17 protein-coding genes and 1 tRNA gene are annotated in these 23,514 nt (G+C 71.9%); 10 read left to right on the top strand and 8 right to left on the bottom strand.

Annotation, left to right across the window (positions count from 1 at the left end):
- Nucleotides 1-7: 7 nt before the first annotated feature.
- On the bottom strand, nucleotides 8-1,519 hold the full coding sequence (locus tag ACH4E8_RS24225) for an ankyrin repeat domain-containing protein (RefSeq protein ID WP_398451445.1): 1,512 nt from the start codon (nucleotides 1,517-1,519) through the stop codon (nucleotides 8-10).
- Nucleotides 1,520-1,542: 23 nt separating this feature from the next.
- The gene (locus tag ACH4E8_RS24230; protein ID WP_398451891.1) at nucleotides 1,543-2,463 is read right to left on the bottom strand and encodes a hypothetical protein; all 921 of its coding nucleotides are present in this window, start codon (nucleotides 2,461-2,463) and stop codon (nucleotides 1,543-1,545) included.
- A 517-nt stretch (nucleotides 2,464-2,980) separates the two neighbouring features.
- On the opposite strand from ACH4E8_RS24230, the gene ACH4E8_RS24235 reads away from it, so the two are divergent.
- The 9 genes from ACH4E8_RS24235 to pyk all read left to right on the top strand — a co-directional run bounded on the left by ACH4E8_RS24235 (nucleotide 2,981) and on the right by pyk (nucleotide 16,700).
- Complete coding sequence (locus ACH4E8_RS24235) at nucleotides 2,981-3,733, top strand: S1 family peptidase (protein ID WP_398451447.1); 753 nt, start codon at nucleotides 2,981-2,983, stop codon at nucleotides 3,731-3,733.
- Between the two features lie 211 nt (nucleotides 3,734-3,944).
- Nucleotides 3,945-7,130, top strand: coding sequence for an endo-alpha-N-acetylgalactosaminidase family protein (locus ACH4E8_RS24240; RefSeq protein WP_398451449.1), 3,186 nt, complete (start codon nucleotides 3,945-3,947; stop codon nucleotides 7,128-7,130).
- 64 nt (nucleotides 7,131-7,194) lie between these two features.
- Nucleotides 7,195-7,548: a chorismate mutase gene (locus ACH4E8_RS24245; protein WP_398451451.1), complete on the top strand. Its 354-nt coding sequence runs from the start codon at nucleotides 7,195-7,197 to the stop codon at nucleotides 7,546-7,548.
- A gap of 130 nt (nucleotides 7,549-7,678) precedes the next feature.
- Nucleotides 7,679-8,269, top strand: coding sequence for a hypothetical protein (locus ACH4E8_RS24250; RefSeq protein ID WP_398451453.1), 591 nt, complete (start codon nucleotides 7,679-7,681; stop codon nucleotides 8,267-8,269).
- 141 nt (nucleotides 8,270-8,410) lie between these two features.
- Nucleotides 8,411-10,981, top strand: a complete 2,571-nt coding sequence (gene pepN / locus ACH4E8_RS24255; protein ID WP_398451455.1) for an aminopeptidase N — start codon at nucleotides 8,411-8,413, stop codon at nucleotides 10,979-10,981.
- Between the two features lie 195 nt (nucleotides 10,982-11,176).
- Nucleotides 11,177-12,601 (top strand): pyridoxal phosphate-dependent decarboxylase family protein, encoded by a 1,425-nt coding sequence (locus tag ACH4E8_RS24260; RefSeq protein ID WP_398451457.1) that lies wholly within the window; start codon nucleotides 11,177-11,179, stop codon nucleotides 12,599-12,601.
- Entirely contained in the window at nucleotides 12,598-14,199 is a 1,602-nt protein-coding gene (locus tag ACH4E8_RS24265; RefSeq protein WP_398451459.1) for a lysine N(6)-hydroxylase/L-ornithine N(5)-oxygenase family protein, read from the top strand. The genes ACH4E8_RS24260 and ACH4E8_RS24265 overlap by 4 nt, the downstream gene beginning before the upstream one ends.
- A gap of 218 nt (nucleotides 14,200-14,417) precedes the next feature.
- Nucleotides 14,418-15,146: an SIMPL domain-containing protein gene (locus tag ACH4E8_RS24270; protein ID WP_398451461.1), complete on the top strand. Its 729-nt coding sequence runs from the start codon at nucleotides 14,418-14,420 to the stop codon at nucleotides 15,144-15,146.
- 120 nt (nucleotides 15,147-15,266) lie between these two features.
- On the top strand, nucleotides 15,267-16,700 hold the full coding sequence (pyk, locus tag ACH4E8_RS24275; RefSeq protein WP_398451462.1) for a pyruvate kinase: 1,434 nt from the start codon (nucleotides 15,267-15,269) through the stop codon (nucleotides 16,698-16,700).
- A gap of 69 nt (nucleotides 16,701-16,769) precedes the next feature.
- On the opposite strand, the gene ACH4E8_RS24280 is transcribed toward pyk, so the two are convergent.
- Nucleotides 16,770-16,842, bottom strand: a tRNA-Leu gene (locus tag ACH4E8_RS24280).
- 99 nt (nucleotides 16,843-16,941) lie between these two features.
- Between ACH4E8_RS24280 and ACH4E8_RS24285 the strand changes: the two genes are divergently transcribed.
- Entirely contained in the window at nucleotides 16,942-17,595 is a 654-nt protein-coding gene (locus tag ACH4E8_RS24285) for an ANTAR domain-containing response regulator (protein WP_398451464.1), read from the top strand.
- Nucleotides 17,596-17,665: 70 nt separating this feature from the next.
- Here the strand turns inward: ACH4E8_RS24285 and ACH4E8_RS24290 are convergent, their stop codons facing one another.
- The 5 genes from ACH4E8_RS24290 to ACH4E8_RS24310 all read right to left on the bottom strand — a co-directional run bounded on the left by ACH4E8_RS24290 (nucleotide 17,666) and on the right by ACH4E8_RS24310 (nucleotide 23,346).
- Nucleotides 17,666-18,382 carry an ABC transporter ATP-binding protein gene (locus tag ACH4E8_RS24290; RefSeq protein ID WP_398451466.1) on the bottom strand — a complete coding sequence of 239 codons (717 nt, stop codon included), beginning with the start codon at nucleotides 18,380-18,382 and terminating at the stop codon, nucleotides 17,666-17,668.
- Nucleotides 18,379-19,323, bottom strand: a complete 945-nt coding sequence (locus ACH4E8_RS24295) for an ABC transporter ATP-binding protein (protein WP_398451894.1) — start codon at nucleotides 19,321-19,323, stop codon at nucleotides 18,379-18,381. Before ACH4E8_RS24295 ends, ACH4E8_RS24290 begins: the two co-directional genes overlap by 4 nt.
- Before the next feature lie 5 nt (nucleotides 19,324-19,328).
- Nucleotides 19,329-21,071, bottom strand: coding sequence for a branched-chain amino acid ABC transporter permease (locus tag ACH4E8_RS24300; protein ID WP_398451468.1), 1,743 nt, complete (start codon nucleotides 21,069-21,071; stop codon nucleotides 19,329-19,331).
- 5 nt (nucleotides 21,072-21,076) lie between these two features.
- Complete coding sequence (locus ACH4E8_RS24305) at nucleotides 21,077-22,009, bottom strand: branched-chain amino acid ABC transporter permease (RefSeq protein ID WP_398451470.1); 933 nt, start codon at nucleotides 22,007-22,009, stop codon at nucleotides 21,077-21,079.
- A gap of 104 nt (nucleotides 22,010-22,113) precedes the next feature.
- Nucleotides 22,114-23,346, bottom strand: a complete 1,233-nt coding sequence (locus tag ACH4E8_RS24310) for a branched-chain amino acid ABC transporter substrate-binding protein (RefSeq protein ID WP_398451472.1) — start codon at nucleotides 23,344-23,346, stop codon at nucleotides 22,114-22,116.
- Between the last annotated feature and the right edge of the window lie 168 nt (nucleotides 23,347-23,514).

The raw sequence follows: 23,514 nt of genomic DNA on the forward strand, positions 1-23,514 counted from the left end.
AAGCCGGCTAACGACAGCGCGGCACCGTCGACTCCAGGCGGCGGCGGGTCGTTTCGTCCGTGATGGCGTCGACCGCGGCGAGGGCCGTTTCGTAGGCCGGGCCGTCCGGGGTGCCGTCGGCCAGGAGGCGGACCAGGGCCGGGACGGCGCGCGGGTCCTGGCGGCGGGCGAGGCCGCCGGCGGCTTCCGCGGCCGTGGCCGGGTCCGGGTCGTCGAGGCGGGCGGCCAGGGCCTCGCGGATCTCCGGGGTGTCGGCGGGGGACTTCGCGAGTGACGCCGTGGCCCGGTCCCGTACGCCGGCGTTCGGGTCCGCGCTCAAGCCGACCAGCGCGGCGATGCCCTCGCCGTCGGCGTCGGTGACCAGGCTCGCGAGGGAACGGGCGACCTGGCGGCGGACGGCGGGGGACGGGTGGGGCGCGTGCCGCAGGACGTCCGGGAGCGACGACGCGTCGGCCCGTACGCCCAGCGCCGCGACCGCCGCCTCGATCAGTACGGGCGCCGTCGCCTCCCGCGTCACCGCACGCAACACCTGCACCGCGCGCCCCGAGAGCGCGCCGCCGGGGCCGTCCAACCGGGCCAGGACGTCCGCGCCGAAGGCCCGCCGCAGGGGGTCGGTGCTCGCGCACCACGCCTGCGCCGCCTGGAACGTCTCCTCGTCGCCGCGCGCCCACAGCGCCGACACCTGCTCGGTCCAGTTGTCCTGGGCGCGGTGGCCGCAGCGCAGGGCGCGGTCCGCCAACTGCGCGTAGGGCGTGCGTATCCCGAGCGCGGACTCCAGCAGCGTCACGACCGCCGCGTGCCCGGTCTGGGACTCGCGACCGCCGACCGTCCGCCCGTCCCGCAGCACTTCGACGACGACGGTGACCCCGCCCTCCTCGGATATCCGGCGGGTGACCGTCCCGGTCACGTCCTCCCAGGTGTCGAGGAGCGCGGTGCGCACCTCCTGGGCGACGTCGCGTTCCAGCCACGGCCGGGCCTCCGCGAGGGCGGCCGAGAGGGTCGCCCGGTGGGCCGTCGCGCCGTGGTCGAGCAGGGCGCGCACGGTCCGGGGCGAGCCGCGGCGCGCGGCCACCACGAGGGGCGGTTCGCCGTTGGGGCCCGGCAGTTCGGGGTCCGCGCCGGCCTCCAGGAGGACCCGCGTGGTCGTCGCGTAACCCTGCTGGACCGCCCAGGTCAGCGCGCGGAAGCCCATCGACTCGGCGGTGTCGGGGCGGGCGCCCGCGGACAGCAGCGCCCGGACGACCTGCGCGTGGCCGCCGACGGCCGCACCGCACAGCGGGAGGTCGCCGCCGTCGTCGCCGCTGGGGCGCTCCGGGTCGGCGCCGGCCGCCAGCAACAGCCGTACGACGCCGAGGTCGTTGTGGAGGGCGGCCACGTACAGCGCGGTCTGGCCCTCGTCGTCGGTGGCGTCGGCCGGCACGCCGGACCGCAGCGCGCGCACCACAGCGTCGGCGTCGCCTCCGTGGACCGCCTCGAACAGCGCGTCCGGTCCCACGCCCACGCTCTCTCCCTCTCGCATGGCCCGAGCGTACGGAAGATCGTTCACGTGTCGCATTCGAGAATGGTCCGGCACAGCCCGCAGCGGGCCCGCACCCGGCCGCGGACCGGGACCCGAATGCGCTGGTGACAGGTGGGGCAGGGGAACGAGACGCGCAGGCCGTCGGGGGCGTGTTCGAAGGCGTACTCCGCGGCGCCTTCGGTGGCGCACGCCGTCTGCGGGCTCTCCCGCGCGTGGCGTCGGTCCTTGGCGTAGCGGTGGCGGCCGGTCCAGCCGGCCGTGGTCAGCGGCGGCTGCTGGGCGTCGCGCAGCGCGTGCGCGCGGCCCTTGCGGTACGCCGTGTAGCCCTGGGGCGAGGTGAACCACGGCGACGGGTCCTCGTCGAAGGCGAGGGCGCGCTTGGCGAGGACGTAACCGAACTCCTCCGGGGTGAGGTAGCCGAGCTTCTGGCTGGAGAGCGCGTCTTCGCGGAAGGCGTCGAGCAGCAGCCAGCCGGCGCCGAGGTAGGTGGTCACGGTGTCGGTGAGGATCTCGTTCGCGCCGGTGTCGGGGAAGGACAGGCCGAGGCGGTGCAGCAGGACGTGGGTGACCTCGTGGGCGAGGGCGGCGCCGATGTCCCTGCGGTGGGTGCGGAAGCGGTCGTTCAGCTCGATGAAGTACTCGGGGCCGTCGGTCAGTTCGACGCTCGCCGCGTGCTCCATGGGGCGGAAGCCGACGATCATCCGGGCGTCGGGCAGGCGGAGGTGGCGCACGAGGGCGCGGGCGACCCGCTGGGCGCCGAGGTGCAGGTCGTCGACGTCGGAGAAGGCGACGTCGGCGGGGAGGACGCTGAGCGCGTACGCCTGGAGCTCGTCGGGCGGGAGCGTGCGGTGCAGGGCGGTGATGGCGGCGCGGACGGTGCGGAGGTTGGGGAAGCCGTGCGCGACGGCGCCGGTGGGGCCGGTGGTGCCGGCGACGTTGGCGATGCTCGTGGTGTCTGTGGTGTCTGCGGTGCTCGCAGTGCCCGTGGTGTGGGGCGCGGTTGCCGTGCCGATGGCCTTGGGTGTGCTCGCCGGTGCGGAGGTGCGTACGGCTTCGGACGCGCTCCCTGCTTCGGCGGTGTTCGCCCCGGCCACGGTGCGAACCGTTTCGGCCGTACCTGCCACCCCGGCCGTACCGACGGCTCCCGCCGCGGCGGCGGCGCTCCCGCGCCCGGCGGTCCCCCTGTCGTTCGCCACCACGTTCCGTACCCCCTGTACGACGGTCGGCCCGCAATCCACTGTACGGCGACGCCGCCCATCGGCACGTCGAGCCGTGGCCCCCGACCGGGCACCGCTCCTAGCCATGGCTGGAAACCGCGCCTTGTGGCGCCCGCTGCGGACTCTCCATAATCCGGATCACGTCTTGTCGGGCCCATGACAGTTTCATCACCCCTTCTCTGTCATGTGCACGACAGTCACACACCGACCCCCCACGAAGGGCAGAGCCTTGAAGCTCCTCAGCATGTTCAAGAGAGTCGCCGCCGCAGGCGCCGTCGTGCTCGCCGCCGTCAGCCTCCAGCCCACGGCCGCCTTCGCCGCGCCGCCGCCGGTCGTCGGCGGCACCCGCGCCGCGCAGGGCGAGTTCCCCTTCATGGTGCGGCTGTCGATGGGCTGTGGCGGCTCCCTGCTGACCCAGCAGATCGTGCTGACCGCCGCGCACTGCGTCAGCGGCTCCGGGAACAACACCAGCATCACCGCCACCGCGGGCGTCGTGGACCTCCAGAGCGCCAGCGCCATCAAGGTCCGCTCGACCAAGGTCCTCCAGGCCCCCGGCTACAACGGCACCGGCAAGGACTGGGCGCTGATCAAGCTCGCCCAGCCGATCAACCTGCCGACGCTGAAGATCGCCGAGACCGCGGAGTTCAACAGCGGCAACTTCACCGTCGCCGGCTGGGGCGCGGCCCGCGAGGGCGGGGCGCAGCAGCGCTACCTGCTGAAGGCCAACGTGCCCTTCGTCTCCGACGCCACCTGCCGGCAGGCGTACCCGAGCCTGGTCAACAACGAGGAGATCTGCGCCGGTCTGCCGCAGGGCGGCGTCGACACCTGCCAGGGCGACTCCGGCGGCCCCATGTTCCGTCGGGACAACAACAACGCCTGGATCCAGGTCGGCATAGTGAGCTGGGGCCAGGGCTGCGCCCGTCCCAACTACCCGGGCGTGTACGCCGAGGTCTCCCACTTCGCCGCACAGATCAAGTCGGCCGCGGCCAGCCTGTAGCTCCCTGGAGCAGCGACGCGAACCCCTGCGGGCAGGCGCGTGGACTTTCCGGTCCATGCGCCTGCCCCTCGCTGCAAGCGCCGCACGTCGCATGCGTCTTGAAAGCCTTGCAAGCACCGAAAGCCTTGCAGGTGTTGCAACTCTGAAAGCCTTGGAAATTCGGTACGTCCCCGGCGCCCCGCAGTCGGCGGCGAGTTCGAGGAGAACCTGCGTGCACCACGATCCGACCGCCGGCACGAACGCCACCCCGGACAGCGCGACGGACGCCGTTCCGACCGCCGTCCCGGCCCCTGCCGCAGGCCGCCCCCGGCGCCGTACCGTCGTCGCCTCGGCCGCGCTCGCCGCCGCCGGCGCCGCCGGACTCGGCACCGCCGCCACCGGCAGCGCCCAGGCCGCCCCGTACTCCCGTACCGCCAACACCACCGTGCTGCGCTCGCGCGAGCTGGAAGTGCTCGTCGACAGCCGCTTCCCGCGGATCGTGTCGTACACCGACCGCGGCACCGGCGCCGTCCTGCACGGCTTGGACGAGCCCGTCACGTCCCTGACGATCGACTCCGCGGCCCGCACCCCCGGTTCGGTCACCGCCCGGGCCGGCGCCGACCGGATCGCGTACACCCTGGTCTTCGGGCCGACCGAGATCGACGTGGAGATACGGGTCGAGGGCTGGCGGGTCCACTGGCGCGTGACGCGCCTCGCCGACTCCCCCGCGCTGCGCGTCGGCACCCTCCAGGCGCACCCGTTGCTCGCCGTCCGCAGCGACCAGCCCGGCGCCGCCCTGTACGCCGCGCGCATCCACCTCGACAAGGCGGGCAGCGGCGACACCCTCGTCACCCTCACCCCCGAGACCCCCGCGGAGCCGGCCCCGACGGGCTGCGCGTACGCCGTCGTCGCCCACGACCGGCTCGGCGGCGCCGTCGAGACGAACGCCGTCTACGACAAGCCGACCTCCGCCGCCGGCACGACCTGGGAGAACGGCCGGCTGTGGCGGCAGACCGTGGAGCGCGACGGCCACCGCACCGCCCGGCTCGGCCCTGGCCAGTGGACGCACCGCGCGGCCGGCGCCCCCGTCGACGATCCGACCGCCGTCGAACCCCTCCCGTACGCCACGGTGATCGTCACCCGCGACCGCAACGGCGACGGCGTCGTGGACTGGCAGGACGCGGCGATCGCGTTCCGGGACGTGATGGTCGAACCGCTCGGGGCGGACGAGCAGCACCTCCGGGTCGTACCGCACATCCCCTTCAACTTCGCCTCCCAGGCCACCAATCCCTTCCTCGCCACCCTCGACGAGGTCAAGCGGATCTCGCTGGCGACCGACGGGCTGCGCCAGTACACCCTGCTGAAGGGCTACCAGTCCGAGGGCCACGACTCGGCCCACCCCGACTACGCGGGCAACCACAACAAGCGCGCCGGGGGTCTCGCCGACCTCAACGCGCTGGTGCGCGAAGGCCGCGCCTGGGGCAGCGACTTCGGCGTGCACGTCAACGTCACCGAGTCGTACCCCGTCGCCAACGCCTTCTCCGAGACCCTGGTCGACAAGACGAACGAGCAGTGGGACTGGCTGGACCAGTCGTACCGGATCGACCAGCGCCGCGACCTGACCTCCGGGGACGTCGTCCGCCGCTTCGCCGACCTGCGCGCCGAGACCGACCCCGCGCTGAACATGCTGTACATCGACGTCTTCCGGGAGTCCGGCTGGACCTCGGACCGGCTCCAGCGCGCCCTGCGCGACCAGGGCTGGCTGATCACCACGGAGTGGGGCCACGGCCTGGAGCGCTCCGCGCTGTGGGCGCACTGGGCGACCGAGACCGACTACGGACCCGACACCTCCCGCGGCATCAACTCGAAGCTGATCCGCTTCGTCCGCAACCACCAGAAGGACGTCTTCGCGGACAAGTGGCCCACCCTGCTCGGCATCCCGCGCACCGGGAACTACGAGGGGTGGGTCGGCAAGGTCGACTGGACCGTCTTCCACCGGCTGATCTGGACCGACTCGCTCCCCGCGAAGTACCTCCAGGCCCGCCCGATCAAGCGCTGGACGGACCACGAGATCACCTTCTTCGGCCCCGAGGCGACCGTCGTGTCCGACGCCGACGGGACCCGCCGGATCGTGACCGACGGCCGCACCGTGTACGACGGCGGCACCTATCTGCTGCCGTGGGAGCCGCGGGACGCCACCGACCCGGCGAAGCTGTACCACTACAACCCGGTCGGCGGGGCGACGACTTGGCGGCTGCCGCGCGGCTGGGCCGGCCGTGGCCGGCCGGCGCTGTACCGCCTCACCGACCAGGGCCGGGTGCACGTGCGCGACCTGCGGGTACGGGCCGGGGGAGAGGTGTCGATCGACGCCGAGCCCGGACAGCCGTACGTCGTCCACCGCACCCGGGTGCCGGCCCCGCGCCCGCCGCGCTTCGGCCAGGGCACCGCGGTCAAGGACCCCGGCTTCCACTCCGGCACGCTCGACGCGTGGGCCGTCACCGGGGCCGCGGCCGTCGCCGTCACCGCACGAGGCGACCGCGAACTCGTCCTGCCGGCCGGCCCCGCCGCCGCGGTCGCCCAGCGGCTGACGCGGCTCGCGCCGGGCACGTACGCGGCGTCCGTCCAGGTCGAGGTGGGCGAGCGGGCCGGCCAGCGGCGCCGGGCGAGCCTGGAGGTCCGTACCGCCGACGGCGTCACCGCCGCGAACTGGACGGACGTCTCCACCGCGACGAACCACGTCGCCGCCGACCGCAAGCACGGCACCCGCTTCCAACGGATGTTCACCCGCTTCACCGTCCCCGAGGGCGGCGGCCCCGTCACCCTCACCCTGCGCGCCGACGCCGGCGCGGCGCGCGTCCGCTTCGACAACGTCCGGGTCGTCGCCGCCGCCCCCGCCACTCCGCGCCCCGGTGCGGTGGCCTACGAGGACTTCGAGCACGTCCCCCAGGGCTGGGGCGTCTTCGTCAAGGGCGACGCCGGCGGCGCCACCGACCCCCGCACCCACATCGCCCAGCGTCACGCCCCGTACACCCAGCGCGGCTGGAACGGCAAGGCCATCGACGACGTCCTCGACGTCGGCGGCGGCACCGAGTCCCTGAAGTCCCGCGGCGAGAACCAGGGCCTGGTCTACCGGACCGTGCAGCACACCGTCCGCTTCGTCCCGGGCCGCCGCTACCGGGTCTCGTTCCGCTACGAGAACGAGAAGGCCGGGCAGTACGCCTGGGTGACCGGCGTCGACGAACGCGAGCTGACCCGGGTCCCGCTGCCGGTGGCGACGGCACCGACGACGTACGCGTACGACTTCACCGCCCCGGCGGGCGGCGACGGCGCCGAGACGTGGGTGGGGCTGCGCAAGACGGGCGCGGACGGCAAGGCGGAGTTCGTCCTCGACGGCTTCGAGGTGCGCGAGGCGGACTGAGCCGTGTCCCACAACCTGAGCCGTCCCCGCTCCGCCCGAAGTCCCCGACGTAAGCTCGGTGACCATGACCACCAGGGACATCGACGAAAGCGTCACCGCGGAGCTGGACCGCCTCCGCGGCAGCATCGACAACATCGACGCCGCCGTCGTCCACATGCTCGCCGAACGCTTCAAGTGCACCCAGCAGGTCGGCCGCCTCAAGGCCCAGCACCAACTGCCGCCCGCGGACCCGGCACGCGAGGCCCGCCAGATCGCCCGCCTGCGCGAACTCGCCGAGAGCGCGAAGCTCGACCCCGCGTTCGCCGAGAAGCTGCTGAACTTCATCATCGCCGAGGTCATCCGCCACCACGAGCAACTCGCGAGCGACCCGGTGGCGGGCGAAGAGGCCGCTCGGGACGGATCCGAGGCGGACTCGTAGATTCTCGGGGGAGATCCGGGGAGCAACTTCCCGGCGCTCCCGCATCCCGGATTCGCCGTCGCGCGCCCGGAGCCCAACTGGGGGCGATCGACTTCCCCGACGCGCTCCGGCGCGGTGAGAAGGTGTCCCCATGGATGCCGGAAGCCGCATAACCCTCGCCGTTGGCATCGTCACCGCGGCAGTGGCCCTCATCGGGTACTGGATCAACCAGCGCATCAACCGTCGCGAAGCCAAGATGCAGATGTACACCGAGGCGCTCCAAGTCATCCACCACTACGAAGAGCTTCCGTACGCCATCCGGCACCGACAGGGCTCCGACGCCGAGGTGCGGGCCGCGCTCGCGGAGAAGATCAGTGACGTCTTCGCCCGACTCAACTACCACCAGACGCTGCTGACCATGGACTCGCCGGTGGTCGGCGAGGCGTACGCCGTGCTCTTCGCCCGCGCCCGTCGGTACGGCGGACCGCATCGACGGGAAGCGTGGAACACGGCTCCGGTCTCCTCGGACGCGGAGATGCCGGCCGCCGCCTACTTCCCGTACGAGCACCAGCCCGAGCTGGAAGCGTGCCTGCTCGCGATGCGCAACGAGCTGACGCCCTGGGGATGGGTACGGCGCCGGCGCATCCGCGGGCGACTTCGTGCGCTCCAGGAGCAGCGCCCTCCCGTGGAGCCCGCCTGGATGAGGCAGCGCCGGGAGCGGATGCTGAGCGCCGACGAGTGAAGGCGCCGGGCCGAACCGGAAGACCACCGCGCCTCCAGGCGCACGCTCCGTGTGCCCGCCGTCACCCGCGGGACCCCGTGCGCTCAGAGCGCAACCCCCACCCGGTGTGCGATCCCGGCCCCATCAGGCAGCATGGCCCCCATGCCCGTACTCACGCGTGACGAAGCGCAGACCCGAGCCCAGCTCCTCCACGTCCACCGCTACACGATCGGCCTCGACCTCACCTCGGGGACCGAAGGAGCCGAAGGCACCGGAGCTGCCGCCGCGGACACCGGGCCGGGGGCGGCGCAGACGTCGGGAGCCGAGACGTTCGGCTCGCGGGCCGTCATACACTTCACCGCCCGCGCCGCCGGGGACACCTTCGTCGAAGTGAATCCGGCCGAGCTGCTGTCGATCACCCTCGACGGCGCCCCGCTCGACCCCGCCGCGCTCGACGGCAACCGCTATCCGCTCCCCGGGCTCACCGCCGGGGAGCACGAGCTGGTCGTCGAAGCACGCATGCGGTACTCCCGCACCGGCGAGGGCGTGCACCGCTTCACGGACCCCGTGGACGGCGAGACGTACGTCTACACCCAGCTCTTCCTGGACGACGTCGAGCGGGTCTTCGCCTCCTTCAACCAGCCCGACCTCAAGGCCGTCTTCGAGGTCACCGTCGCCGCGCCCCGGGGCTGGACCGTGCTCGGCAACGGCGTCGCCACCGACAACGGCGACGGGACCTGGACCTGCGCCCCCACCCCGCCGCTCGCCACCTACTTCGTCGCCGTGGCCGCCGGCCCCTTCCACTCGGTGCGCACCGAGCACGCCGGACTGCCCTTCGGGCTGCACTGCCGGCGCTCCCTCGCGCACCACCTCGACGAGGACGCCGACGAACTCTTCGAGATCACCCGGCAGTGCTTCGACCGCTACCACGAGAAGTTCGAGGAGCCGTACCCCTTCGACTCGTACGACCAGGCGTTCGTGCCGGAGTTCAACGCGGGCGCGATGGAGAACCCCGGACTGGTGGTCTTCCGCGACGAGTTCGTCTTCCGCTCCGCCGTCACCGAGACCGAGCGCCAGACCCGCGCCATGGTCGTCTCGCACGAGATGGCGCACATGTGGTTCGGCGACCTGGTCACCCTCGCCTGGTGGGACGACATCTGGCTGAACGAGTCCTTCGCCGAGTACATGGGCTACCAGACCCTGTCCGAGGCCACCCGCTTCACCGACACCTGGGTCGACTTCGCCGCCAACCGCAAGAGCTGGGGCTACGACGCTGACCAGCGCCCCTCCACGCACCCGGTGGCCCCCGCCACCGACGCCGTCCCCGACACCGCTTCCGCACTGCTGAACTTCGACGGCATCTCGTACGCCAAGGGCGCCTCCGCGCTGCGCCAGCTCGTGACCTGGCTCGGCGAGAAGGACTTCCTCGCCGGCATCAACATCCACTTCGCCCGGCACAAGTTCGGCAACGCCACCCTCGCCGACTTCATCGACTCCCTGGCCCAGGCCACCGACCGCGACGTGCACGCCTGGGCCGAGTCCTGGCTGGGCACGGACGGCGTGGACACCCTGCGCCCGGCCATCACCGACGGCGGCGGGAGCTGGTCGCTGGAGGTCGCGCGGCAGGGCGGCCGGCCGCACCGGATCTCCGTCGCCGCGTACGACACCGACCCGGTGGACCCGGACCGGCTGGTGCCGCGCGGCCGGTTCGAGGTCGACGTGCCGTCGACCGGCGCCGCCGACCCCCAGCCGGGCCGGCGCCCCTCCCTCGTCGTCCTCAACGAGAACGACACCACGTACGCCAAGGTCCGCTTCGACCCCGTCTCCTGGGAGACGGTCGTACGGTCCCTGTCCTGCGTGCCCGACCCGCTGACCCGCGCCGTGGTGTGGAACGCGGCGCGTGACATGGTCCGCGACGGGGAGCTGGCCCCCACCGCGTACCTCGAACTCGCCCGCGCCCACCTGCCGCGCGAATCCGACCTCGCGGTCGTCCAGGGCGTCCTGACCTTCGCCACCCACCAGATCGCCCAGCGCTATCTGCCCGCGGAGGAACGGTCCGCCGCGCTCGGCACGATCCGCGCGGTCTGCCGCGACATCCTGCGCCGCACCGAGGACGGCAGCGACAGCAGCCTGCGCCTGATCGCGGTCCGCCAGGCGATCGACGCGACGTCCCAGCCGGAGACCATCCAGGAGTGGCTGAACGACGGCAGCGTGACGGGCGGCCCCGAACTCGACCCCGAACTGCGCTGGCGCATCCTGTACCGGCTCGCGGTGCTCGGCGCCGTCGACGAAGCGGTGATCGCCGCCGAACTCGACCGAGACCCCAGCGCCACCGGGCAGGAGGGCGCGGCCCGCTGTCGCGCCGCACTGCCCGACCCGGCGGCGAAGGAGGCGGCCTGGGCGGCCCTGTTCGCCTCCGACGACCTCTCGAACTACCTGTTCAACGCCACCGCGCAGGGCTTCTGGCAGGCCGAGCAGGCCGAGCTGGTGCACCCGTACCTGACGCGCTACTTCACCGACGCCGTCGAGCTCGCCGCACGCCGCGGGCCCGCGATCGCCACCGCGGCCGGGCGCTGGGCGTTCCCGCTGCACGCGGTGGACCACGAGGTGCTGGAGCAGGGCGAACGGACCCTCGAAGAGCCGGCGTTGGTGCCGGCGCTGCGGCGCCAGCTCGTCGACCAGCTCTCGGACCTGCGCCGCGCGCTGGCGGTGCGGGCCCAGCCCACGCCCTGAGGGCCCGCTGAACGGCGCTTCGCACCGCGGCCCGTACGACGTGCCTTCGTCGTACGGGCCGCGGCCTTTTCGCACGGGTGCGCCGCGCCATCCCGCGGTGCGCCCAACACCCCGCGGCCTCCGCGTCGTTGTGCATCGTGGTGTCCCGGGTTCCGGGCACTTCGATGCCCACGACCCGCGAAGGAGCGCCGCGCGATGGCCGTGCCCTCTTCGAACGCCGCCGCGGCCGGCGGGGCCGACGGCCCCGGCGCGCTGCGGCCCCTCGTCGACGTCGTCCTGGCGGCGCTGCACGAAGGCGCCGTCACCCGTGACGGGCCGTTCCCGGCCGGCGGACCCCAGAAGGTCGGTTCCGAGGTGCGGCACGCGCTCGGTGACCCCTTCCCCCAGCGGGGCGCGGGCGCCGAGGAGGCGCTGCGCAGCCTGGTGCGGGTGACGGCGCACGGCGCCGCCGACCCCGCGCACCCGCTGTGCGCCGCACACCTGCACACCTCCCCGCTCGCGGTCGCGGTCGCCGCGGACCTCGCGGCCAGCGCGCTGAACCCGTCGATGGACTCGTGGGACCAGGCGCCCGCCGCCGCCGAACTGGAGGCCGCGATCACCGCGGCCCTCGCCGCCGAGGTCTACCCGGGCGTGCAGGGCGCACCGGGCGGCGTGAAGGGAGCGTCGGGAGCGCCGCACCCCGACGCCCTGGTCACCACCGGCGGCACCGAGTCCAACCTCCTCGGCCTGCTGCTGGCCCGGGAGCGGCACGGCGCGGTCCAGGTCGTCTGCGGCGCCGCCGCGCACCACTCCGTACGGCGCGCGGCCTGGCTGCTGGGACTGCCCGAGCCCGTCGCCGTACCCGGCCCGGGGGACGTGCTCGACCCGGCCGCGCTGGACGGCGCGCTGACGGACGTGCCGCCGCCGCACCTCGTCGTCGCCACCGCCGGCACCACGGACACCGGGCGCATCGACCCGCTGCCGCAGATCGCCGACGTGTGCGCGCGGCACGGCACGGAGCTGCACGTGGACGCCGCGTACGGCGGGCCGCTGCTGTTCAGCCCGCGGCACCGGGCCCGGCTCACCGGCCTGGACCGGGCCGACTCGGTCGCCTTCGACCTGCACAAGCTGGGCTGGCAGCCGGTCGCCGCCGGCCTGTTCGCCGTACGGGACCGGGCCCGGCTCGCACCGCTGGCCACCACCGCCGACTACCTCAACGCGGACGACGACACGGAGGCCGGCTTCCCCGACCTCCTGGGCCGCTCCCTGCGCACCACGCGCCGCCCGGACGTGCTGAAGGTCGCCGTCACCCTCCGGGCCCTCGGCCGCACCGGGCTCGCCGCGCTCGTGGACCGCACGGTGGACCTCGCGGAGCAGTTCGCGCGCCTGGTGGCGGGGCGGCCGGGGCTGGAGCTGTGGGAGCCGCCGACGCTCACCACGGTGCTCTTCAGGCCGGCCGGGGCCACGGACGGCGAGGTCGCCGCCGCCCGGCGCGCCCTGCTGGGGGAGGGGGCGGCCGTGCTCGGGCGGGCCCGCGCGGACGGCCGGCTCTGGCTGAAGGCGACCCTGCTGAACCCCCGTACCACCGTCAGCGACCTGAACGACCTGATCGCCCTCGTGGAAGGCAGCACCCGACGATGAACGACACGCCCGCACCGCCAACCGACCGGACGCGACCCGCGGAACGACCCCTGGACCTCGTGGGCGTCGGCATCGGGCCGGCCAACCTCTCCCTCGCGGCGCTGGCCGACGGGCTGAACCGACGGGGGGCCGGCGTCGAACGTGCTGCGGGGACCGGGGGAGTCCATCCGGCCGGGGGCGTTGAGACGGGCGGGGGTGCCGAGGCGGGCGGGGGCGTCGAGGCGGGCGGGGGCGTCGAGGCGGGCGGGGGCGTCGAGGCGGGCGGGGGTGCCGAGGCGGCCAGGGGCGTCGAGGTCGCCTTCTACGAGCAGCGCCCGCGCTTCAGTTGGCACCCCGGGCTCCTCATCGAGGGCGCCACCCTCCAAGTGCCCTTCCTCGCCGACCTCGTGAGCCTCGTCGACCCCGCCAGCCCCTGGAGCTTCCTCAACTACCTGCGCTCGTGCGAGCGACTGTTCCCCTTCTACTTCGCCGAGCGCTTCCACATCCACCGCGCCGAGTACGACGCGTACTGCCGCTGGGTCAGCGAGCACCTGCCCGACCTGCACTTCGGCCACCAGGTCGACGCGGTGCGGTGGAATCCGGAACGGGCCCTGTTCGAGGTCGACTTCACCCAGGTGGGCGCCGACGGTGAGGTGGAGGCGCTGGGGCGCACCCACGCTCGGAACGTGGTGCTGGGCGTCGGCACCGAGCCGTACGTCCCCGATCCGCTCCGGCCGCTCGTGGACGCGCCGGCAGCCCCGGTCTTCCACTCCGCCGACTACCTCGACCACCGCGAGCGGATCCTCGCCGCCGACCACGTCACGGTCATCGGCTCCGGACAGTCCGGTGCGGAGGTCTTCCTCGACCTGCTCAGGGCGCGCCCGGCGGGCCGCGAGCGGATCCACTGGCTGGCGCGCACCGAGGCGTTCGCGCCGATGGAGTACTCCAAGCTCGGCCTCGAACACTTCACCCCGGACTACGTCCGCTACTTCCACGCCCTGCCGCAGGAGACCCGCGACGGGCTCGTCCCGCGCCAGTGGCAACTGCACAAGGGCATCGACGCCGACACGATCGCCGCGATCCACGACGAGCTGTACCGCCGCTCGCTGCACGGCGGTTGGCCGGACGCCGTCCTCACGCCCGGGGTGCAGGTGCGCACGGCGGGACGGGTCGCGACCACCCGGGTGGAACTGCACCTGGAACACGTCCAGCAGGGCACCCGGTCGCGGCTGACCACGGAGGCGGTCGTGCTCGCCACCGGCTACCGCCAGCGCCAGGTCGGCCCGATGCTCGCCGGACTCGACCCGTACGTGCGCCACGACTCGGCGAACCGGCCGCGCATCGACGAGGAGCACCGGTTGGTCCTGGACCCTTCGGTGACGGGTTCGGTGTACGTGCAGAACGCGGAGACGCACACGCACGGCGTCGGCGCGCCCGACCTCGGGCTCGCGGCCTGGCGCAGCGCGGGCATCTTGAACTCGCTGACGGGGCGCGAGCCGTATCCGCTGCCGCGCCGCACCTCCTTCACTACCTTCGGGCTTGAGCGGAGCGAGGGGAGCGGGGGGCCGAAGATCCCGGGGCAGGGGAAGCGGCTGACGCCGCTGGTGCAGGGGTGGTAGGCGCCGGCGGCTTCGGGCCCTGCTGAGGGGGGTGGTGCGGCGGGGCCGGCGACGATGGTGCTGGCGGCGTGGCGCGACGGTGGTGCTGGCGGTGTTGACCTGGGTGGACGCGGTGGGCTGGGAGGTTATCCACAGGGGCAGCGGGGTGTCGGCGGCAGATGCGAGAGTGTCAGTACGTCAGCAGCGGCGCCGCCGCAGTCCGTACGAGGGAGTCCGCCATGAGCACCGAAGTCCCGCCCCACTCCGCAGCCCACCCCGCCGCTTCCGCCAGCCCTTTCGGTACGCCCGATGCGCCCCGGGTCGCCGTGCGCGGCGAGGCCAGCTTGGAGGTCGATCCGGAGATCGCCCGGATCGCGATCACGGTCAAGGCCCGCGGCAGCGACCGGCGCAGCGCCCTGGAGGACCTGACCCGCCGCAACCTCGCCGCCCTGGAGCTGATCAGGTCGTACGGGGAGGCGGTGGAGAAGTTGGAGACGGGTGCCTTCTCCATCACCCCCGAGCTGTCCCGGCACGGCAGGGGCGAGCGCGTGCGGACGTATCACGGCCGGGTCCATCTCACGGCAGTGCTCGTCGACTTCACCGCCCTCGGCGAGCTGACGACCCGCCTCGCCGACCTCGAACTGACCAGCGTCGACGGCCCCTGGTGGGGCCTGCGCCCCGACTCGCCCGCGCACGGCGAGGCCCGCCGGGAGGCGGTCCTCGAAGCGGTCCAGCGCGCCCGGGAGTACGCGGGTGCGCTGGGCGCGCAATTGGCCGCCCTGGTGGAGCTGGCCGACCTCGGCGCGGAGGCCCCCATGACGTTCGCGCCGCCCGCCCCCTCCGGTGTGACGAGGGCGTACGGCGGCGCGAGTGTCGAGGCCGCTCCCGCACTCGATCTGGAACCTCGCCGACAGACGGTTTACGCCCAGGTGAACGCCCGCTTCACGATCACCCCACCCCAGTTGTGAACGCTCATAGGAGCACCCCTGTGCACAGTTCGCGAATTGTCAATACCCTTTAACGCAAAGGTTGTTGAGTCGTCACGTGGAGCTCCTTCGCTACCCATCGGTACGGCATAGGCTCAAACCATGCGCCGAGCAAAAATCGTTTGTACGTTGGGCCCTGCCACCGATTCCTACGACCAGATCAAGGCTCTGGTCGAGGCCGGAATGGACGTGGCCCGCCTCAATCTCAGCCACGGCTCCTACGCCGAACACGACGAGCGCTACCAGCGCGTGCGCAAGGCGTCCGAGGAGAGCGGGCGCAGCGTCGGGATCCTCGTCGACCTCCAGGGTCCGAAGATCCGGCTCGGCCGCTTCCGCGAGGGCCCGGTCCTCCTCGAACGCGGCGACGAGTTCACCATCACCGTCGAACCCGCGGACGGCGACCGCCACCTCTGCGGCACGACGTACGCCGGCCTCGCCGCCGACGTCACCCCCGGCGAGCGCATCCTCGTGGACGACGGCAAGGTGGCCCTCGAAGTGCTCGCGGTCGACGGGCCCCGGGTGCGCACCGCGGTCGTCGAAGGCGGCATGGTCTCCGACAACAAGGGGCTGAACCTCCCCGGCGTCGCGGTCTCCGTGCCCGCGCTCTCGGACAAGGACATCGAGGACCTGCGCTGGGCGCTGCGCACCGGGGCCGACGTCATCGCGCTGTCGTTCGTCCGCAGCGGGCGCGACATCGAGGACGTTCACCGCGTGATGGACGAGGAGGGCCGCCGCCTCCCGGTGATCGCCAAGGTCGAGAAGCCGCAGGCCGTGGAGAACATCGAGGAGATCGTGGCCGCGTTCGACGGCATCATGGTCGCCCGCGGTGACCTCGGCGTGGAAATGCCGCTGGAGCAGGTGCCGATCGTCCAGAAGCGCGCGATCAAGCTGGCGAAGCGCAACGCCAAGCCGGTCATCGTCGCCACCCAGATGCTGGACTCGATGATCGAGAACTCCCGGCCCACCCGCGCGGAGGCGTCCGACGTGGCCAACGCGGTCATCGACGGCACGGACGCGGTGATGCTCTCCGGGGAGACCAGCGTCGGCAAGTACGCCGTCGAGACGGTCCGGACGATGAGCCGGATCGTCACTGCGGCCGAGGAGGACGTCCTCGCCAAGGGCCTGCCCCCGCTGACCGAGCGGAGCAAGCCGCGCACCCAGGGCGGTGCGGTCGCGCGGGCGGCGGCCGAGATGGGCGACTTCCTGGGCGCCAAGTTCCTGGTGGCCTTCACCCAGTCCGGGGACACCGTCCGCCGGCTGTCGCGCTACCGCTCGCCGATCCCGCTGCTGGCCTTCACCCCGGACCCGGCGACCTGTTCCCAGCTCAATCTGACCTGGGGCGTGGAGACGTTCCTCGGCCCGCACGTCGACTCCACCGACGCGATGGTGGCGCAGGTCGACGAGGAGCTGTTGAAGATCGGTCGCTGCGAGCGCGGGGACGTCGTGGTGATCACCGCGGGCTCGCCGCCCGGAGTGTCCGGTTCCACCAACTTGGTGCGGGTGCACCACATCGGCGACGCCGACCCCGGGGCCTGAGCGCGGAAAGGCCCCTCCGGAACTCCACGGAGGGGCCTCACACGCTAGACCTTGGAAATTAAGGGAAAGTACCCCGGGTGGGATTCGAACCCACGCTATATGGTGTTTGAGACCATTGCCTCTACCGCTGGGCTACCGGGGCATCCTTAGAAACGAAGGGTCAAGAGCACCCTTCGTGTCCTAACCATACAGGAGCTGGGTAATCTCTTGGAGAGCACCCTGCCTTGGAATGAGGAGTCCCGTGACCGCCCCCGACCAGCCACATCCCGTCCCGGACGACGACACCGCACACGTTCCGCCGCTGACCACGCGCGTCGTGATCGCCGAGGACGAGGCCCTGATCCGGCTCGACCTCAAGGAGATGCTGGAAGAAGAGGGGTACACGGTCGTCGGTGAGGCCGGAGACGGTCAGAAGGCCGTCGAACTCGCCCGGGAACACCGGCCCGACCTGGTCATCCTCGATGTGAAGATGCCGATCCTGGACGGCATCTCCGCCGCCGAGAAGATCGCCGGGGAGTCCATCGCCCCCGTCCTGATGCTGACCGCGTTCTCCCAGCGCGACCTGGTCGAGCGGGCCCGGGACGCCGGGGCGATGGCGTACCTGGTCAAGCCGTTCAGCAAGAGCGACGTGGTGCCCGCCATCGAGATGGCCGTCTCCCGCTTCGCGGAGCTGCGGGCCCTGGAACAGGAGGTCGCCGACCTCTCCCAGCGGCTGGAGACCCGCAAGCTCGTCGACCGCGCCAAGAGCGTGCTCCAGACGGAGTACGGACTGAGCGAGCCGGCCGCCTTCCGCTGGATCCAGAAGACGTCCATGGACCGCCGGCTCTCCATGCGGCAGGTCGCCGAGGCGGTCATCCAGGACTCGGCGGAGAAGAAGGCGGCGAAGGGCCAGTAGCCGCCGCAGCCCCTGCGCACGAGGGCCCGCACCCGGTCCGGGTGCGGGCCCTCGTGCGTGACGCCGTTGCTCAGTCCTCGCCGAGGTACGCCTTGCGGACGGACTCGTCGTGCAGCAGCTCGTCACCGCTGCCCGACAGCACCACCCGACCCACCTCCATCACATGCCCCTGGTCCGCGAGCGAGAGCGCGGCCTGCGCGTTCTGCTCGACCAGCAGGATCGTCGTCCCCTGCGCCTTCAGCTCGGAGATCGTCGACATGATCTTCTGCATCATGATCGGCGAAAGGCCCATCGAGGGCTCGTCGAGCATCAGCAGCATCGGCTGGGACATCAGCGCCCGCCCCATGGCGAGCATCTGCTGCTCACCGCCGGACAGGGTGCCCGCGGCCTGCTTGCTGCGCTCGCCCAGGATCGGGAAGAGCTCGTAGGCGCGTTGGATGTCCTTCTCGATCCCCGCCTTGTCCTTCCGCAGGAAGGCGCCGAGTTGGAGGTTCTCGACGATCGACAGCCGGGGGAAGATGTGCCGGCCCTCGGGGGAGTGGGCCAACCCCAGCGCGACGATCTTGTGCGCGGGCACGCCGTTCAGCGGCTTGCCGTCGAAGACGATCCGCCCAGAAGTGGGCTTCAACAGCCCGGACAGGGTGCGCAGCGTCGTCGTCTTGCCCGCGCCGTTGGTCCCGATCAGGGTCACGACCTGACCGGCCTCGACGCTGAAGGAGATGCCCTTCACGGCCTCGATCTTGCCGTAGGCGACCCGGAGGTCCTCGACCTCTAGCAGTGCGGTCACGGGGTCTCCCCTTCCGGCCGGTTGGCGGTACCGGTGTCGCTGTCCCGCGGACGGGCGTCCCCGGGTCCGTCGGCGAGGTCCGCGGTCGACGCGACCGCCTCCGCCGCCTCCACCTCCGCGACCTCCTCGGCGCCGGGCGCGCCCTCGAAGGGCGTGCCCAGGTAGGCGGCGACGACCCGCTCGTCGCCCTGGACGACCTCCGGGGTGCCCTCCACGAGCTTCTCGCCCTGCACCAGACAGGCCACCCGGTCGCAGAGGTTGAAGATGAAGCGCATGTCGTGCTCGATGACGAGCACCGCGATGCCCTGGTCCCGGATGGCGTTGATCAGGACCTCCGCCGCCCGGGTCTCCTGCGGGTTCATGCCCGCGGTCGGCTCGTCGAGCAGCAGCAGCCCCGGGTCGCTCGCCAGCGCCCGGGCGATCTCCAACTTGCGCTGCTCGCCGTAGGGCAGGTTGCGGGCCAGGTGCTCCGCCTTCGCCTCAAGCCCGGTGAACCGCAGCAACTCCATGGCCCGCTCGCGCGATTCGGCCTCGGCCTTGCGGAAGCCGGGGCCGCGCAGCAGCGCCGACCACAGGCCCTCCTTGGTCCTGGTGTGCCGTCCTACCAGGACGTTCTCCAGGACCGTCATGTTGCCGAAGAGTCGGATGTTCTGGAACGTACGGGCCACGCCGGCCTGGGTGACCAGGTGCGGCTTGGGCGGCAGCACTGCGCCCTTGTAGTGGACCCGGCCCTCGGTCGGGATGTACAGCCCGGTGAGGCAGTTGAAGAACGTCGTCTTCCCGGCGCCGTTCGGGCCGATCAGACCGACGATCTCGCCCGCGCCGACCGTCAGGTCGACCGAACGCACGGCGGTGAGGCCGCCGAAGCGCATCGTCACCCCGCTGGCGTCCAGCACGGTCTGGGCCGACACCGGGCTCGCGGTCGTGGTGGTGGTCGTCATGGCGTTCACGCCCCCGCCTTGGTGAGGCCGGCCCCGGACTCCGGAAGTCCCTTGTCCGGCCCGTCGGTCTGCTCGCTCTCGTGGTACTCCAACCGCGCCCGCCGGTCGGCGACCAGGCCCTCCGGGCGGAAGCGCATCAGCAGGATCAGCGCGAGGCCGAAGCCGAGGAGCTGGTAGTCCTGGAGGAACTGGAGCTTGGAGGGGATCATGTACAGCAGCGCCGCGCCGATCAGCGGGCCGCTGACCGTGCCCATGCCGCCGAGGATCACCGCGGCCAGCAGGAACGCGGAGTTGGGCGGCACCGGCCCGGCGAACTGGTACATCTCCGGGACCACGGTGTGCTGGACGTGCGCCTGCACGGTGCCGGCGAGCCCGGCGAGGCAGGCGCCGAGGGCGAAGGCGATCAGCTTCACCCTAAAGCCGTTGATGCCCATGGCCGTCGCCGCGGTCTCGTCCTCGCGGATCGCGACCCAGGCGCGGCCGATCCGGGAGTCGCCCGCCCGGTTGAAGACCAGCACGACGATGATCGTCACCAGCAGCATCAGCAGGTAGTAGTTGGCGTAGCTGCCGAGTTCGATGCCGAAGACGTCGTGCGACTGCCCGAAGTCGAAGCCGAAGAACTCCAGGTCGGGGATGTTGGGGATGCCGTTCGGACCGTTGGTGACCTGGGGGCCGGACTCGCCGTCCAGGTTCTGCATGACGATCCGGAAGATCTCGCCGAAGCCCAGGGTCACGATGGCGAGGTAGTCCCCGCGCAGTCGCAGCGTGGGCGCACCGATGATCACGCCGAAGACCAGCGAGACCGCGGCACCGGTCAGGGCCGCGGCCCAGAACGGGAACTGCACGTCCAGCACGGAGGCCGTGGAGCCGGAGACCAGCGCCGCGGTGTACGCGCCGACGCCGAGGAAGGCGACGTAGCCGAGGTCGAGCAGCCCGGCGAGGCCGACGACGATGTTCAGCCCCAGCGCCACGGTCGCGAAGATCAGGATCTGGACCGCGATCAGGGTGTACGTGTCGGTGTTCTGGGTGAACGGGAAGACCGCCGCAGCGGCGAACGCGGCGACCACGGTCACCTGGCGGTACTTGGCGGTGAGTGCCGACACCCGGGCGATCAGCCCGGCCTTGCCGAGCGCCGCGACGGCGAACCCGACCGTGACGAGGTAGCCGGTGAAGAGTTCGGCGTACTCGGTGTCGATGCCGTACGTCACCACGTACAGGCCGAGCGCGAACACCCCGATGATGATCAGGATCTCGGCCCAGGAGGGCAGTTCGCGGGGGCGGCCGGCCTTGCGGGTGTCGTCCGGCAGCAGGAAGGCGGCGAGCGGCAGGGCCGAGGCGACCAGCGCCACGAAGCCGCCCGGCTCCAAGTTGACCAGGCCGCCGAGGTCGACGGCGATGGCGACCACGGTGTAACCGGTGGTGCCGAAGGCGCCGAGGGCGAAGAACTGCAGGGCCCGCGACGAGCCGGCGGGCACCAGCCAGCCGAGGCCCTTGACGCCGATGGAGGCCAGCGCGAACACGGTGACCAGCACTCCGCCGATCAGGCTCAGCACCTGGAGGCCGCCCGGGTACCCGTAGACGGTCAGGTCACCGGGGAACTCGTCGGTGTACGTCCAGGCCAGGAAGGTGCTCGCGAAGGTCGCGAGGCCACCGGCCGCAACGAGCCAACGCAGCAGGGCGGTTCGCGATGCGCCGGCTTCGGGGGTGGCGTCGGCGGTCTGGGAAGTTGCTTGGTTCTCGGTGGTCATCGCTATCACGCCCGATCCGCGACGCGCTCGCCGAGCAGGCCCTGAGGCCGCACCAGGAGCACAAGGATGAGTAGGACGAAGGCCCAGACGTCGGACCAGGCGCCACCGCCCAGCTGCTGCATGCCGGGGATCTCCTCGATGTACGCGATCGACAGCGCCTCCGCGACCCCGAGGACGACTCCGCCGACCATGGCTCCGTAGATGTTGCCGATGCCGCCGAGCACCGCGGCCGTGAAGGCCTTGAGCCCGAGGATGAAGCCCATCTCGAAGTGGATCTGCCCCTTGTCGAGGCCGTACCCGACCGCGGCGACCGCGGCGAAGGCGGCGCCGATGGCGAAGGCCATCACGATGATGCGGTCGGTGTTGACGCCCATGAGCTTGGCGGTGTCGGGGTCCTGCGCCGTCGCCTGCATGGCGCGTCCGCTGCGGCTCTTCGAGACGAAGAGGCCGAGGGCCAGCATGCACAGGGGTGCGACGATCAGGACGAAGGCGTCCGCGCGCTGGATCGCCAGGTTGTCCATGAGCTGGAAGGAGCCGCCGGAGAACTCGGGGAAGCTCCGGGCCTTCTTGGCATCCGGGTACCAGGCCCAGACCACCTGCTGGAGGGTGATGGACAGACCGATGGCGGTGATCAGCGGAGCCAGCCGGGGAGCGCCGCGCAGGGGCCGGTACGCGAAACGTTCCGCCGCGGCTGCGACGGCGACCGCGGCGATGGCCCCGCCTATGATCATGATCGGTATCACCACGATCAGCGAGGTCCCGTCGGGGAGCGCGATGTAGGCGGTGAGCGCGCCGAAGCCCCCGATCATGAAGATCTCGCCGTGGGCGAAGTTGATGAGCTGGACGATGCCGTAAACCATGGTGTACCCGATGGCGATGAGACCGTAGAGGGCACCCAGGGAAAGGCCGTTCGCCAGCTGTTGCGGCAGTTCGTTCACCGCAGAGCCTCCGATGAGCGTGTCGGATATGAGTCCGCGCGAGGGCGCGGTTGCGCCCTCGCGCGGCTGGTTCAGGTGCTGCGGGGCCTGGGGAGGGGACGGGGTCAGTCCTCGAAGGTGGCGTTCTTGATCGACTTCCAGGCGCCGTTCTCCACGGTGTAGACCGTGAGCTGCTTGTTCGTGGTGTCGCCGAACTCGTCGAAGGACACCTTTCCGGTCACGCCGTCGAAGGAGACCTTGGACATCGCCTCGGTGACCTTGGCACGGGCGTCGCTCGGGACCTTGCCGTCGTTCGCCTCGACGACGGACTTCACGGCCTGGACGATGGCCCAGGCGGCGTCGTAGGCGTAGCCGCCGTACGCCGCGTACGGGTCCTTGTAGCCGCCGGCCTTGTAGCCGTCGATGAACTTCTTCGCGGTCGGAAGCTGCTCGATCGGGTAGCCGACGGAGGTGGCGAGGTCACCGTCGTTCGACTGGCCGGACGCCTTGATGAAGGCGGGGTCGTAGAGCGCGTCGCCGCCCATGGTGGGGATGTTCGCGCCGGCCTTCTTGACCTGGTCGGACAGGAGTCCGCCCTCGGGGTACTGGCCGCCGAAGAAGACCGAGTCGGCCCCGGACTCCTTCACCTTGTCGGCGGTGGCTGCGAAGTCGGTGGTCTTCACCGTGACCTTGTCCTCGCCGGCGATGGCGCCGCCCAGCCTCTTGAACTCGTCCGCGAAGATCGACGCGAGGCCGGCGCCGTAGGTCTGCTTGTCGTCGACGACGAAGACCTTCTTCTTCTTGGCCTCGTTGAAGAGGTACTGGGCGGCGAACTTGCCCTGGATCACGTCGGTGGTGGCGGTGCGGAAGTACGTCTTGAAGGGCCGCTTCTTGGTGCCGGAGCCCCAGTCGTCGCCCTGGGAGAGCGCGGGGTTGGTGTTGGCCGGCGAGACCAGGGTCAGATCGGCCCGCTCGAAGACGCCCTGCATGGACTGGGCGACACCGGAGTTCAGCGGGCCCACGACGCCGAGGACGTCCTTGTTGCCCACCAGTTTGGTGGCGTTCGTCTGGCCGGAAGCGGGCAGCGCCTGGTCGTCGAAGGACTCGACCTTGAACTCCACGCCGGGGACGACGTTCTCCTTGGTCGCGGTCTTGGCCGCGAGGTCCACCGAGTTCTTGATGCCCTGTCCCAGCGCGGACAGCGAACCGGTCAGCGGGGCGTCGATGCCGATGACCACGGTGGTCTTGCCGCCGCCGCTGTCGCTCTTCTTGTCGTCGTCGCGCGAGCCGCAAGCTGTGAGGGTGAGCGCCCCCGTGGTGACCACGGCGGTGAGTATGAGCAAGGAACGGTTTCGCACGATGTGTCCTCTCCCTGGCACGGCCCTCCCCCTAGAGGTGCCGTCAAGTCGCCGGGCCGCCAAATGTGCGCCGTGCTCCTCATGCGCCCGGCGGCGCGGTGACTGGCGGTGACTCTAAGGGGAGGTGGTTGAGCGAGGCACTAGTGGAGTCAGGATGTGACGCTCTTG

Origin of the sequence: Streptomyces sp. NPDC017979 (genome assembly GCF_044328175.1) — a bacterium.
Taxonomy (GTDB): domain Bacteria; phylum Actinomycetota; class Actinomycetes; order Streptomycetales; family Streptomycetaceae; genus Streptomyces.

What these genes read in the sequence shown, in the direction of transcription:
- ACH4E8_RS24225 (WP_398451445.1), bottom strand. Translation starts at nt 1,519, where the DNA reads ATGCGAGAGGGAGAGAGCGTGGGCGTGGGACCGGACGCGCTGTTCGAG.
- ACH4E8_RS24235 (WP_398451447.1), top strand. Translation starts at nt 2,981, where the DNA reads ATGTTCAAGAGAGTCGCCGCCGCAGGCGCCGTCGTGCTCGCCGCCGTC.
- ACH4E8_RS24245 (WP_398451451.1), top strand. Translation starts at nt 7,195, where the DNA reads ATGACCACCAGGGACATCGACGAAAGCGTCACCGCGGAGCTGGACCGC.
- ACH4E8_RS24250 (WP_398451453.1), top strand. Translation starts at nt 7,679, where the DNA reads ATGGATGCCGGAAGCCGCATAACCCTCGCCGTTGGCATCGTCACCGCG.
- pepN (WP_398451455.1), top strand. Translation starts at nt 8,411, where the DNA reads ATGCCCGTACTCACGCGTGACGAAGCGCAGACCCGAGCCCAGCTCCTC.
- ACH4E8_RS24260 (WP_398451457.1), top strand. Translation starts at nt 11,177, where the DNA reads ATGGCCGTGCCCTCTTCGAACGCCGCCGCGGCCGGCGGGGCCGACGGC.
- ACH4E8_RS24265 (WP_398451459.1), top strand. Translation starts at nt 12,598, where the DNA reads ATGAACGACACGCCCGCACCGCCAACCGACCGGACGCGACCCGCGGAA.
- ACH4E8_RS24270 (WP_398451461.1), top strand. Translation starts at nt 14,418, where the DNA reads ATGAGCACCGAAGTCCCGCCCCACTCCGCAGCCCACCCCGCCGCTTCC.
- pyk (WP_398451462.1), top strand. Translation starts at nt 15,267, where the DNA reads ATGCGCCGAGCAAAAATCGTTTGTACGTTGGGCCCTGCCACCGATTCC.
- ACH4E8_RS24295 (WP_398451894.1), bottom strand. Translation starts at nt 19,323, where the DNA reads ATGACGACCACCACCACGACCGCGAGCCCGGTGTCGGCCCAGACCGTG.
- ACH4E8_RS24300 (WP_398451468.1), bottom strand. Translation starts at nt 21,071, where the DNA reads ATGACCACCGAGAACCAAGCAACTTCCCAGACCGCCGACGCCACCCCC.